Source organism: Arthrobacter sp. TE12231, assembly GCF_054062895.1.
Genome location: NZ_JBSSFS010000001.1, coordinates 2,153,253 through 2,166,231 on the forward strand (window position 1 = coordinate 2,153,253; position 12,979 = coordinate 2,166,231).

8 protein-coding genes are annotated in these 12,979 nt (G+C 69.8%); all 8 read right to left on the reverse strand.

The window, feature by feature from the left end; all coding sequences use genetic code 11:
• Positions 1–42: 42 nt before the first annotated feature.
• A complete protein-coding gene (locus tag ACVWYS_RS09770) occupies positions 43–2,775 on the reverse strand; it encodes an alpha/beta hydrolase fold domain-containing protein (protein ID WP_456509658.1) in 2,733 nt (910 codons plus the stop codon).
• The gene (locus ACVWYS_RS09775) at positions 2,772–3,263 is read right to left on the reverse strand and encodes a prolyl oligopeptidase family serine peptidase (RefSeq protein ID WP_456509659.1); all 492 of its coding nucleotides are present in this window, start codon (positions 3,261–3,263) and stop codon (positions 2,772–2,774) included. The genes ACVWYS_RS09770 and ACVWYS_RS09775 overlap by 4 nt, the downstream gene beginning before the upstream one ends.
• Positions 3,248–3,805, reverse strand: a complete 558-nt coding sequence (locus ACVWYS_RS09780) for an alpha/beta hydrolase fold domain-containing protein (RefSeq protein WP_456509660.1) — start codon at positions 3,803–3,805, stop codon at positions 3,248–3,250. The genes ACVWYS_RS09775 and ACVWYS_RS09780 overlap by 16 nt, the downstream gene beginning before the upstream one ends.
• A gap of 51 nt (positions 3,806–3,856) precedes the next feature.
• Positions 3,857–6,421 carry a beta-glucosidase gene (locus ACVWYS_RS09785; protein WP_456509661.1) on the reverse strand — a complete coding sequence of 855 codons (2,565 nt, stop codon included), beginning with the start codon at positions 6,419–6,421 and terminating at the stop codon, positions 3,857–3,859.
• 94 nt (positions 6,422–6,515) lie between these two features.
• Positions 6,516–8,813, reverse strand: a complete 2,298-nt coding sequence (locus tag ACVWYS_RS09790) for a family 78 glycoside hydrolase catalytic domain (RefSeq protein ID WP_456509662.1) — start codon at positions 8,811–8,813, stop codon at positions 6,516–6,518.
• 85 nt (positions 8,814–8,898) lie between these two features.
• Positions 8,899–9,906 carry an oligopeptide/dipeptide ABC transporter ATP-binding protein gene (locus tag ACVWYS_RS09795; RefSeq protein WP_456506604.1) on the reverse strand — a complete coding sequence of 336 codons (1,008 nt, stop codon included), beginning with the start codon at positions 9,904–9,906 and terminating at the stop codon, positions 8,899–8,901.
• Positions 9,903–12,029 carry a dipeptide/oligopeptide/nickel ABC transporter permease/ATP-binding protein gene (locus ACVWYS_RS09800; protein WP_456509663.1) on the reverse strand — a complete coding sequence of 709 codons (2,127 nt, stop codon included), beginning with the start codon at positions 12,027–12,029 and terminating at the stop codon, positions 9,903–9,905. The genes ACVWYS_RS09795 and ACVWYS_RS09800 overlap by 4 nt, the downstream gene beginning before the upstream one ends.
• Positions 12,026–12,979 carry an ABC transporter permease gene (locus ACVWYS_RS09805; protein WP_456509664.1) on the reverse strand — a complete coding sequence of 318 codons (954 nt, stop codon included), beginning with the start codon at positions 12,977–12,979 and terminating at the stop codon, positions 12,026–12,028. The genes ACVWYS_RS09800 and ACVWYS_RS09805 overlap by 4 nt, the downstream gene beginning before the upstream one ends.

Below are 12,979 nucleotides of genomic sequence, written 5' to 3' on the forward strand. Positions count from 1 at the left end.
AGGGTGTCTGATGCCCGTCTGCCCCGGCGCCAGGCATTTCAATCATTGGAACGGCTTTGCCTGTATGAGTGCCGTCGCCAGGAACGCGAGGCCGTCCTGCACGATCCGGAGCCCCGCGGAGTGGTTCAGGTACCCATGGATGGCTCCTGCCTCGAGGCGGAAATCGACGTCCGTTCCGGCCTGCCGGAGACCGGCCGCGAACGCTTCGGCCGAGTAGCGCAGGTCGTCGTATTCGCAGGCGATGATCGCCGCGGGCGGCAACCCGGAGGGGTCCGCGTTCCCGGGCATGGCATAGGACGACGCCATGGCGACGGGTCCGCCGATGTAGTTCTCCACCAACGCGCGGCAGTCATCCGGCGTGAACCGCAGGAGCCGCGGGAGCCCCTCGAGCACGTCCGCGGTGCCGTCGGCTCCGGCCATGCCACCGGGCGCGGGCAGTTCGGCGTGCAGGAACGGGTACGCGAGGAGCAGCCGGGCCGGCATCGGCAGTCCGGCGTCTTTGAGGTAGAGCGCGGCGCCCACGGCGAGGTTGCCGCCGGCACTGGCGCCGCCCAGGCACACCCGGCCGGCGTCCGCGCCGAGTTCTGCGGCGTGCTCCACGGTCCAGAGCCAGGCGGTGAGGACGTCCTCGTGCGGTACGGGGAAGTGCACGCCGTTGCGGGCAAGCCGGTAGTCCACCGAGATCACCGCGCCGCCGCTCCGGGCGGCGACTTCCCTGGCCAGCTGGTCGGCTTCGCGCATGTCGAGCCCGCCGCCGGCAAATCCGCCGCCGTGCATCCAGACGAGTGCTGGAGCGTCGGCATGGCCCGGGGCGCCCCCGTAGATCCTGAGCGGGACGGGCCCGTGGGGTCCGCGGGCCTCGGCTTCCCGGACGCGGACGTCGGGCGCCTCATAGGGCAGGCTGCCGGCGCTGAAAGCCTCGAGCCGGTCCGTGCCGCCGGGTTGGGCCAGGAGCTCGGTGAACGAACCCGCGCCGGCCAGGTGATGGAGCGCGCCGGCGGCGTCTCCGAAGGCGGCGTCTCCCGCGGCCGGCAGGGCCAGTCCGTGGCCGTAGCGGAAGACGGGGTCTTCGGTATCGAACGGCATGTCCTCCCGCGAGGCCTCCACGGCGGCCATGGACCGCGGGAGGTCAAAGGGCAGCCGGCCCTCCGGCACGGCACGCCCGGTGATGATGTCCGCGAGTGCGTCGGCGTCGGATCCGTAGTTGGCCAGCAGGGCCGCGGCGTGTTCGGCGAGTTCGGGCAGGACGGCGGGCCGTTCGAGGTTGATGTCGATCACCGTGGGGACGGCCTGGCAGATGGCGGTGACACGCTCGATCTCCTCCGGTGCGAAGGCCAGGTTGCCGCAGTGGAAGAAGGATTCGAAGCCCTCGCCTCGCACTTCGAACGGGGTGCGCAGCCGGAGAATCGCGAGGTCCGCGGCCTCCGGCGTCGGGACGGCGATGAAGCCCGGCCCCAGGTCCCCGGCCGTGAGGCCTTCGAGGTAGACCCTCGCCCCTGCGGTCAGCGGCAGGGTCGGGACGCCGTCGACGTCCTTGTTGGTGAGGAGTGTGTAGGATCGGCGCTGCATGGCCCGCCCGGCCGCCCGGAATTGCGGGGTTCCCACCGAGGTGTCGGCGGCGGCCGCGTCCACCAGGGGATTCTCGAACAGCCCCAGGAGGAATTTCTCCTCCAGCAGCTTGCGGACGGAGACGTCCAGCCGGTCCTCGCTGAGCTTCCCTGCCCGGACAGCGCCGGTCATGAGTTCAACGCAGCTTTCGCCGCCGATCTGGTCCACACCGGCGTCCAGCGCCTTAAGCAGCCGCTCCTCGGGGGTCAAATGTTCCACGCCCCATGCCCGGGCCGGGAAGACCCTGCCGAAAATGTCCCCGTCGGTCAGGATGCCCCAGTCCGAGCACACGATGCCGCCGAAGCCGAGCTCTTCCCGCAGGAGTTCCGTGAGGATGCGCTTGTTGAAGGCGAAGCCCACTTCCTCGTATTCGGTCCCGACCGGCATGCCGTAGTAGGGCATGACCTGGCGCGTGCCGGCGTCGACGGCTGCCCGGAAGGGCAGCAGGTGGTAGTCGAAGTTGCCGCCGGGATAGACCTGTTCGCGGCCGTAGCTGAAGTGCGGGTCCTCCCCATTGAGCTGGGGGCCGCCCCCGGGGAAGTGCTTGGTCATGGTGGACACGGACTCCGTCCCGAACGTCTCGCCTTGGAAGCCGCGGACGTAGGCGCCCACCAGGTCCGCGGCGAGCTCGGCGCTCTCGCCGAACGTGGCGGCACCGCGGGACCAGCGCGGTTCGGTGAAGACGTCAACCTGGGGGTGCAGCGCGGCCCGGATGCCGACCGCGCGGTACTCCTGCCGGGCGACATCGGCAAACTCCTCCACGGCGTCGGGGTCCCCGACGGCAGCGAAGCCGAGCGCTTCGGGCCACTGGGAGAACGGGCCGGCCAGGGCCCCGGTGCCCGGGTTGTCCGTGTAGGCGTGGCGCGGGTCGGTGGAGAGTGTGACCGGGATGCCCCAGCCGGTTTCGGCGGCGATCCGTTGGATGCTGTTGTGCCATTCGGCGAGTTCCCGGGCCTGGGTAGCGGCGCCAATGATGTTGAAGTGGTTGATCCGGCGCTCGCGGATCAACTCCTCGGCCGGGCCTGTGCCGAGTGCGAACGGGAGCGCGCCGTGGAACATCAGGCCCGCCTTGTCCTCGAGCGAGAGCCGGGACAGGAGGTCCTGGACGCGTTGCCCGACGGGCAGTGCGGCGTCCTGGTAGGGGTAGCGGGTGGTGGCGGGGGTCATGGCTGGCTCAATTCGTTGGAGAGGAAAGTGACGGCGGCGTCCAGGATGCTGTCGATCCGGTCTTCCGCGCCGAAGAAGCAGTGGTCTGCGCCGTCGACGACGACGACCTCGTTGCGGACGCCCGCGGCGTCAAGCGCCTGCGAGAGGATCACGCTCTGGGACAAGGGCACGAGAGCGTCGCTGTCGCCGTGGATCAGCAGGAACGGCGGCGCGTCTGCGCTGACGTGGCCCAGCGGGCTGGCGGCCTCCAGCAGCTCCGGGTCGCCGGAGCCGCCAACGAGCATGGGCCCCGGTTCCAGGCTCATCCCGGCCGGTACGGCGGCAACCATGGGGCCGGCAAGGAGGCCGTCCGGGAGCTGTATCGGGGGCATGAGGGGCAGCGAAGATACCCCATAGAAGTCCACGACGGCGGAGACCGCGCTGGAGGGCCCCTGCGCCCCGATCCCGCCTTCGAGGTCTTCCCGGCCGCCGGTCAGGCCCAGCAGCACGCCGCCAGGTGGCCGCCCGCCGATTCGCCCCAGGCGCCAATCCGGTCCGGATCGATCCCCAACTCCCGGGCATGTGCGCGGAGGTAGCGCACCGCCGCTTTCAGGTCATGCAACTGGGCCGGGAAGGCTGCTTCGAGGGCCAACCGGTAGTCGACGGTCGCACAGGCGATCCCTGCCGCGTTGAGCCGGGAGAAGACCGAATTCACGGGGAACGTGGGCGGCAGCTCACGCCGGTCGCCCAGTTGGAAGGCGCCCCCGTGAACCCAGAGCACCAGCGGCACCGGACTCTTAGCCTTGCCCCCGTGCCGGCCGGTCCGCGGAAGCCAGATGTCCATGGTCAGCGGACGGAACCCGATAGTCCTGACGTAGCTGACTTCCCGGTGCACGTCGGAGATCGCGGACACTTGGACGGCCGTGCCCGGGCCATCGAAGGCAGGGAAGGCGGGACCCGCGGCTCCGGCCCGCGGTGCCGCTCCGGCCGGGGGTGCCGGAGCGTCGGGGCTTCCTGCCATTTCGCTTGCTGTGGTTTCAGTAGTGGTCATGCTGCGCTCCTGATGAGGTCGGGGTGGTTCACGGCTGCAAACCGTGTTCAGTTATGGGCGGGGACGGTCACTGGCGGGAACGGGCGCTGCCGGGCTAGTGGATGCTGCGAGGGTGACGGACACGGCGAGGGGTCCGGACAGCGCGGCCGGCGCGGCCCCGGCGTGTTCGGCCGGCGCGATCCTGAAGGTGGTCGCCTCGTCGCACCAGCCGCGTCCGGCGTTCCAGTGCTGGAAGGTCCGCCCGGGCAGCGTCACCGTGATCTCCCGGCGTTCCCCGGCCGGGATGTGGGCCGTCGCGAAGCCGGCCAGCCAGAAGTCAGGGCGTTCCACGGCCGATTCCGGGGCGTCGGCGTAGATCTGGGCCAGATATTTTCCGGCGCGGAACCCGGCGTTGCAGATGGTCAGCACGGCCTGGAGGTCGTCCCCGGGCGCCGGTGCCCCGAGCAGCCTGAACCCGTCCACCGCGAACGTGGTGTAGCCGAGGCCGTGGCCCAGCCAGTACGCCGGGGCGGCAGGTTGCCCGGTTTGACTGGCGTGCGTGGCTTGTCGGGCCCAGCCGCGGTATCCGACGTGGAGCCCCTCCGTGTACTCGAGCTGACCGTGCCGCGGGCGGGTGTCCCGGACCGGAGCGTCAGCCAGCGCGGCCGGCCAGGTGGTCGGCAGGTGCCCGCCGGGTTCGGTGTCGCCGAACAGCACGTCGGCCAGGGCGTTGCCGAATTCCATGCCCGGGAACCAGACCAGCAGAACGGCAGCGGCGTCGTTGCGCCAGGGCATTTCGACGGGGGCACCGGCGTTGACCACCACCACCGTGCGCGGGTTGGCCGCGATGACGGCGCGGACCAGGTCATCCTGCCGGCCCGGCAGCGCAAGGGATGTCCGGTCGAAGCCCTCGCTTTCGACGGCGCCGGAGGTCCCTACCATGACGACGGCGACGTCCGCGGCACCTGCTGCGGCAGCGGCCTTGGCAATCTCGAGGTCGGCCGGCCCGCGGGGTTCGTCGACGGCCAGCCCCACGCGGAACAGGGTGGCATCCGGATGCCAGGTGTAACGCAGCGTGAGCCGCACCGGCTCCCCCGCCGCCAGTTCGACGTCGGCGGCTTCCTCCGGCGCGCCGATCAGCACGGCCTCGATGTCCGCATAGCGGTGGCGCGAATCCGCGGCCGCCACGCTCTCCCCGTTGACCTCCAGGGTGGCGTGCCCAATAGCTTTGAAACCCAGCTTCCAAAGGCCGGAAACCTGCGGGGTGAAAATTGTTTCGATGTCGACGGCGGTGGCGCCGTCAGGGATGGCCCCGGCGCCCCGGGTGAGGGTGGTGCGGGGACCGTATTCCTCCGCGAGGGTGCCGGCGGCTCCCCGCCAGGTTAGCCGGACGCGCCGTTGCCCCGAGCCCGGCGCGCGGCCCGGCGCCTGGCCCGGCGCGTGACATTCGGCGTCGCGGGGTTCGCGAAGGCCGTCGGAGAGCCAGGCACCCTGGACCGTGGTGAGCTGAGCGCCGTCGCCGAGCCGGGCACGCAGGCCGGCGGCGGGCGCTACCGTGTAGGACGGGAACACCGATGCGCTGCCGCCGCCCTGGGTCCGGGGGTCCATGGCCGCCGGGCCGATTACGGCGAGGGACGTGATGTCCCGGGGTGCGAGCGGGAGGATGCGGTCGTGGTTTTCCAGGAGCACGAATCCTGCCGCCGCGGCCTCGCGTGCGACGGCGGCTCCGGTTTCAGGTCCGGCCTTGGGTTCGGCCGGTTCCTGCCGGCGGCCCTCCTCCACGCGCCGGCCCAACGTGAGCAGCCGGCGCACTTTCCCGTCGATCACGGCCTCGGGGACCAGCCCGGACGCGTTGGCTTTCACCAGCGGGTCGCCCCACAGTTCTTCCGGACCAGGCATGGCGAGGTCCGTGGCGGACAGGGCCGAGTCCACGGTGGAGTACACCGCATGCCAGTCGGACACCACGGCGCCGTCGAATCCCCACTCGGTCTTGAGCGGGTTCTCTGTGAGGGGATTTTCGGTCATGGGCTTGCCGTTGACGCCGTTGTAGGCCGCCATGATCATCCACGGCCGGGCCTGTTTGACCACCCGTTCAAACGGTGCGAGGTACACCTCATGCAGGGTCCGTTCGTCGATCAGGTTGTTGACGGTCATCCGTTCGGTCTCCGCCTCGTTGGCGACGAAGTGCTTGGGGCACGCACCAATGCCCTGGCCCTGGATTCCGTCGACATACGCGGCTGCCAGTTCACCGGTGAGGAGCGGGTCCTCGGACAGGCATTCGAAGTTCCGGCCGGCCAAAGGGGATCGGTGCAGGTTCATGGTGGGTCCGAGCACCACGTCCACCTCCTGCCGCCGTGCCTCGGCGGCCAGCAGCCTGCCCACCCGGGCCATCAGCCGTCGGTCCCAGGAGGACGCCAGGCATGTGGCGGACGGCAGGTTCACCGCGCCGGCGGCCTCGTTGTCGCGGTGGCCCCGGACCCCCACGGGTCCGTCGGACACGGTGATCTTCGGCAGGCCGAGGCGCGGCTCGGCCTGGGTGAACCACAGCCCGGAGCCGTTCAGGAGCCGGATCTTCTCAGCCACCGGAAGGGTGCGGATCGCATCGTCGACGTCGGCGTCAAAGCTCGTGGAGGTCATTCTTTAGTGCTCCTGATCGTGGGGTGTCTTCAATTGCCAGCCTGTTTTCCCGCCGGCGGGGTGGATAGCGGACTTACGAAACGACGGCCGCTGCCTACACCGCGGCGGACGTCAGTCGGTGCGCGCCGGCACCCACGGTGCGGGAGTCCTGTCCCGGCAGCCGGATCTCCGCCTCCACTCCGTCAGGGATCATCGCGTCGAGTTCCAGCGCGCCGTCCGCCGACGTCCGCCACTCGACAGCGATGGTGCCGTGCGGGCTGCGGAGGCTGGTCTTGGCCCAGTCGATGCCGCCTCCCGGCACGGGCGCGATCAGCACCTTGGAGTAGCCGGGGGCCAGGGGCCGGATACCGCCCACGTACTTGTGCAGCCAATCGGCGATGGCACCGAGTGCGTAGTGGTTGAAGCTCGTCATCTCGCCGGGGTTGATGGTGCCGTCCGGCAGCATGGAATCCCACCGCTCCCAGACGGTGGTGGCTCCCATGGTCACCGGGTACAGCCACGACGGGCACTCCTGTTCCAGCAGGAGCCCGTAGGCCTCCTCGATGTGTCCGGTATCGGCCAGGGCGCCGGTGATAAACGGGGTTCCGGCGAAGCCAGTCGAGACGCGGTACTGGTTGTTCCGCACCAGTTCGGCGAGGCGGGTGCCGGCAAAGTCCCGCTGCTGGCTGGTCTGCAGTACGTCGAAGGCGATGGCCAGGGCATAGACGGTGGTGCAGTCGCTACGGATGGTGCCGTCGGCGGCAACGTAGTGGGTGTTGAAGGCCGCTTTGACCCGTTCGGCGAGGCGGCCGAACGCGGCGGCGTCGGCGTCGTGCCCCAAGAGCGCAGCCGTAGCCGCCGTGATGGACGCCGTGCGGTAAAGGCATGCGGTGGCGACGACGCCGGTGTCCGCCTTCGCGGCCCACGGCTGGTCCGGCGCGGCGTCCGGGTCCAGCCAGTCGCCGAACTGGAAGCCTTCATCCCAGAGTCCGGCGGGCGATAGCAGGCCTTCCACCCGGCGTGTGTGAGAAGCCATCGAGCCATACTGGTCCTTGAGCACGGTGTCGTCGCCATAGGCCTCCCACAGCGCCCAGGGCACCCACACGGACGCATCGCTCCAGATGGCCGAGGATTCCGGTGCCGGGAATTCCGGTGGCTGGGGGCAGTACTTCAGCGCGTCCGGCACTGTGATGGGAACGAGCCCGCCGGCGGCTTTTTGTTCTGCGGCCAGGTCCAGCAGCCAGTCCTGCAGGAATCCCTTGACGTCGTAGAGGAAGGCGGCCGTCGGGGCGAATACGGCGATATCCCCGGTCCAGCCGAGCCGTTCGTCGCGCTGCGGGCAGTCGGTGGGAAGGTCCAGGAAGTTTCCCTTCAGGCCCCAGACGATGTTGTGGTGCAGCTGGTTCACCAGCGGGTTGGAGCACTCGAAACGGCCGGTGCGTTCAAGCGCGGAGTGCACCGCCACGGCCTCAAGGGATGCCGCGGTCAGATCGCCGGGCCAGCCGGTGACCTCCGCGTAGCGGAACCCGTGGAAGGTCCTGCTCGGTTCGAAGAAGTCCTGGCCGCCGGAGAGGATGAAGGTGTCGGTGGCCGCGGCCGAGCGCAACGGCCGGGTCCCCAGCTCGCCGTCTTCCAGTACTTCGGCGTGACGCACTGTGATGGTGGTGCCGGCCTCGCCCTGGACGGTGAAGCGCAGCCAGCCCACCAGGTTCTGGCCAAAGTCCACCAGTGTCTTGCCGCCCGGTGAGGTGAAGATCTCCACCGGTTTGAGGACCTCGTTGCGCACCACCGGCGGCCCGACGGGGTCTGCCAGGCGGTCGGCGTCGAACTCCAGCTCGTGGACCCCGACCCAGGTGCCTGCCCGCGCGCTGGCCGGCGCAGCGGCGCCGGTGTCGAACCCCGGCCGGGCCCAGCCCTCCGGTTGCCGCCGAGCGTCAATGGCCTGTCCGTCGTAGAGGTCGTTGGCCGTGGTCCCGGACGGCCCCGACTGCCAGGACGGGTCCGAGGCAATCGTCTGGACGTGGCCGTCGGCGAATTCGATGTCCAACTGACCGAAGAACCCAAGCTCATCGCCGTACAGACCCGATTTGCCGTACCAGGCCAGGCGGCCGCGGTACCAGCCATTGCCAAGCGCAACGCCGATCACCGTGTCGGGTTCCACGAGCGCGGTGACGTCGTAGCTGCGGTAGCGCTGGCGCCATTCATAGGAGCTCCAGCCGGGGCTGAGAACGTCATCGCCGACCGGGACGCCATTGATCTGTGCCTCGTAGATTCCGAAGGCCGTTGCCCGCACCTGCGCGTTCACCACGGGGCCGTGGCCCTCGTCGAGCCGGAATTCCTTGCGCAGGAGGGGTGCGCCGTCGAAGTCTTGATCGGCGGCGATCATCGTGGCGGACCAGGGTGCCGGGGTCATGTGGTGTCTTCCGTTCTTGTGCTGGTTTTCGTGGGAGGGGCTGAGGGGTGACGCGGGTGGCGCGGCCTCAGGATTCGGGGGCGGCTCAGGCGTAGTGGCAGGCGACGGCGGACGCGCCCACCGTCCGCAGGACGGGGCGTTCGGTGCGGCACAGGTCCGTTGCCAGCGGGCACCGCTGGCTGAAGGGGCAGCCGCCGGACGCGGCGGCCGCGGCTGCCGCGGTCCGGACACCGAGCGCTTCCCGTTTTTGCCGTCGTTCGGCCTGTTCTGCCGGGCGGGGCACGGGCGAGGCCGCCACCAGCGCCTGGGTGAAGGGGTGGTGGGGGGACTCCGTGACGGCGGCAGCGGGCCCGCTTTCCATGACCTGGCCGCGGTAGAGAACCACGACGCGCTGGGCGAGGAACTGGACCACGGAGATATCGTGCGCGATGAAGAGGTAGCTCAGTCCCCGTTCGTCCCGGAGGTCGGCAAGGAGGTTCAGCACTTGGGCCTGGGTTGAGAGGTCTAGCGCGCTGACCGCTTCGTCGCACACTACGAGCCTCGGTTCGCAGATCAGTGCCCGGGCGACGGCGATCCGCTGCCGCTGGCCGCCGGAAAACTGACCGGGATAGCGGTCCACGGCCTCGCGGGGAAGTCCCACCCGCACCAGCATGTCCTCGGCGCGCTGCCGCGCTTCCCCGGCTGCCACGCCACGGATCCGCAGCGGCTCGGCAAGCGACGCGCCGATGGTCTGCCGGGGGTTGAGCGAGGAGTTCGGGTCCTGGAACACGGCCCTCAGCTCCCCGCCAAGTTCGCGGCGCCGTGCGGCGCTGGCGTGGGTGACGTCTGTTCCGTTGTACCGGATCGAACCCCCGCTGCACTTCTCCAGCCCCAGAATGGCCTTGCCGATCGTGGACTTGCCGGAGCCTGACTCCCCCACCAGGCCCACGGTTTCCCCGGGCCGGATGCTGAAGCTCACGCCGTCCACCGCCGCCGGCGCGGCGGCCGCCTTCCGGCCCCGGCCGTAACGGACCACCAGGTCTTCCACGTCCAGGAGCGGCTGACCGGGAGCCGGTACCGTTTCGTCCTGCCGTGCTGCCGTTTCGACGCTCATGCCTTATCCCTCTCAACATTGTCCCTCGAACGCATGTCCCCCGACGGAATGTCCCGCGAACGAACGTCCAGTACGCGGTGGCCGGGTACATCGGTGGCCACCCATTCCAGGCCCTCGACGGCCAGTTCATCGGCCTTGACGCAGCGCACCACGCCGTCGTCGGAGCCGGAGGGCACCAGCGGAACCGGCGCCACGCAGGCTGATCCGGCAAACTGGCACCGCGCCATGAACCGGCAGCCGCCCGGCCAGTCCTTGGGCTGCGGGACCTGGCCGTTGATGGTGGCGAGGCGTTCGGGCATGTCCGCGGCGGTGTTGGCGTGCGGGTCGGCGGCCAGCAGCGCCAGGGTGTACGGGTGGCGCGGGTTGTCGAGGATGTCGGCGGTCCGGCCGCTTTCCACCACCTGGCCTGCGTACATGACCGCAACGGTGTCACAGATGTCCGCGACCACGCCGAGGTCGTGGGTCACCATCACCACGGACATGCCGGTGTCTTTGACCAGGGTCCGCAGCAGCGAGAGGATCTCCGCCTGCACGGTCACGTCAAGGGCGGTGGTGGGTTCGTCCGCCACGAGCAGCCTGGGCCGCCCGGCCAGGGCCAGGGCGATGGCCACGCGCTGCGCCATGCCCCCGGAGATCTGGTGCGGGTAGGTCGTGAGGATGCGTGCGGCGTCCACGATGCCCACCTTTTCGAGCAGGCCCAGGGCTTCGGCCCGGGCTTCGGCTTTCCCGATGCCGCGCAGGCGCCGGACGGTGGAGACGAGCTGGTAGCCCACTGTGAACATGGGGTCCAGTGCCCGCATGGGCTCCTGGGAGATCAGCGCGATGTCCCGCCCCCGGACACCCTCCATCACGCCTTCCGGGGCGCCGGCAAGATTCCGGCCGTCCCACAGGATCTGGCCGCCGGTGACGGCTACGCCCGAGGGCAGCAGGCCGAGCAGGGACAACGCCGTCATCGTCTTGCCGCAGCCCGATTCGCCCACGAGTCCCAGCACGGTCCCCTGCCCGACGTCGAAGGAGACGTCCGTGACCAGCGGCGTGCCGCCGTCGACCCCTACCGAGAGTCCGCGGACGCTCAGGCGGCCTGAAGGAGACGGAACAGCCGGGGCTTCCGGTGCCGCGACGGCGGACGCAGCGGCCCGGCGTCGGCGCTCCGCGGCCGACGGCAGGTGCGAGGCGGATGCATTCGGCGATTTGCCCAGGGCGTTGCCGATCGCGTTGGCCGCGAGGACCGTCAGGGCCAGGACCGCGCCGGTGGGGACCATGAGCCACGGGGCGTCGTAGACGTGCTGGGATGCGCCCTGGATCATGCCGCCCCAGCTGGGCTGCGGGATGGGCGGACCAAACCCGATGAAGGCCAGGCCGGCCTGGATGAGCATGCCCACCGCGAAGATGAGGGCGGACTGGACCACGATCGTGTTGCTCAGGCCCGGCAGCACGTGGCGCATACTGATGCCGAGGGCGCTGACACCGTCCACTTTGGCGGCGTCGACATAGAGCTGGGACTGCAGGGCGGTGGCCTGTCCCAGCATCACGCGGTAGATGCCTGCCGAGATGAGGACGCCCAGGATCGCCATGATGACGGGAATGTTCGTACCCACAGCTCCGATGACCGCAAGGATGATGACCGTTCCGGGCAGGGACATCATGATTTCGGTGGCACGGCTGATCACTCCCTCCGTCCGCACTCCCGCGGCGGCCACCATCGCCAGGATGGTCCCGAGCCCGACGCCGACAATCACCGTGATGAGCGATGTTCCCAAGGTGCCGGCGGCCGCGGCGAAAATGCGGCTGAGCAGGTCCCGTCCGAGTTCGTCGGTGCCCAGCCAGTGGGCGGCCGTGGGACCGGACAGGACGGCGGTGAAATCCTGGTCTTCAGTCTTGTACGGCAGCCACCACGGGGCGGTGAGGGAGGCAACCACGAGAGCGACCAGCCAGGTGATGCCTGCCACGGCACCGGGCGAGGCAACCAACCGGCGGGCGGACAAGCGGCGTGAAAACAGGCCGGCGAACGCGGTCCTGGGACGGCGCCCGGGCCGAGCTCCGGCGGTGGTGTCGGTGACTGCGTTTGTAGCTGTATCTTCCGCGTCTGCGGCGACGGGAGCGGGGGCAACGGAGGGGATCATGAGGCACGCAACTTCGGATCGAGAAACTTGGTGGCGAGTTCCAGCACCAGGTTCACGGCCACCACCACAACGGTGGCGACCACCACCACACCCTGAACTGACGGGGCATCGTGGGTGCTGACGGAGGTCTGGACTGCCTGGCCGAGGCCCGGCATGGCGAACAACTGCTCGGCGATCACGGAACCGCCGAACAGTCCGATGAACTGCAGGGCGATACCGGCCACAATCGGCAGGCTGGCGTAGCGCAGGGCGTGGACGTACAGGATTTTCCACGCGGGAGTGGCCGTTGCCCGGAGGGTCCGGATGTGTTCCTGCTGCAGGGCCTCCAGCATGGATGCCCTGGTCTGGCGGGCGATGAAAGCCGCACCGCCCACGGCGAGCGTGATCACCGGCAGGGCCAGGGACAGGGCCCAGTCCTGAGGTGAAACCTCGAAGGGGACGTAACCGGTGGCCGGAAAGACCGAGGACTGAACGGCGAAGAGGTACACAAAGATGATGCCGATCCAGAAGGCTGGCAGCGCCACGGCCAGGCCGCAGACGGCGCCGACGATCCGGTCGACCATCCCGCCGCGCACGGCGGCCGTCACGCCGAGGGCGATTCCGAGCACAGCGCTCAGGAGCGTGGCTCCGGCGGCCAGGACCGCCGTCACCGGCAGCCTGTTGGCGAGGTCGGCGCTCACGGACCGGCCGTCGATCAGGGACACTCCGAAGTCTCCCTGGGCTGCGCTGCCAAGCCACCGAAAGAACTGGGCCGGAAGCGGATCGGACCAGCCGAGCTTCTCGTTGACCTGACTAATGGCCTCCTGGGACGCGCCGGCGCCGAGGGACACGGCTCCCGGGCTGCCCGGCATTGCATGCACCAGCAGGAACGCCAGGACCGCAACCAGCAGCACGGTGGCCAGCGCCATCAGCAGGCGCTTTGCGACGTAAATCGCCATGATGACCTCCAT

Bases quoted from the DNA above. Each gene is read 5' to 3' on its own strand.
- ACVWYS_RS09770 (WP_456509658.1), bottom strand. From the start codon at position 2,775: ATGACCCCCGCCACCACCCGCTACCCCTACCAGGACGCCGCACTGCCC.
- ACVWYS_RS09780 (WP_456509660.1), bottom strand. From the start codon at position 3,805: ATGACCACTACTGAAACCACAGCAAGCGAAATGGCAGGAAGCCCCGAC.
- ACVWYS_RS09785 (WP_456509661.1), bottom strand. From the start codon at position 6,421: ATGACCTCCACGAGCTTTGACGCCGACGTCGACGATGCGATCCGCACC.
- ACVWYS_RS09790 (WP_456509662.1), bottom strand. From the start codon at position 8,813: ATGACCCCGGCACCCTGGTCCGCCACGATGATCGCCGCCGATCAAGAC.
- ACVWYS_RS09795 (WP_456506604.1), bottom strand. From the start codon at position 9,906: ATGAGCGTCGAAACGGCAGCACGGCAGGACGAAACGGTACCGGCTCCC.
- ACVWYS_RS09800 (WP_456509663.1), bottom strand. From the start codon at position 12,029: ATGATCCCCTCCGTTGCCCCCGCTCCCGTCGCCGCAGACGCGGAAGAT.
- ACVWYS_RS09805 (WP_456509664.1), bottom strand. From the start codon at position 12,979: ATGGAGGTCATCATGGCGATTTACGTCGCAAAGCGCCTGCTGATGGCG.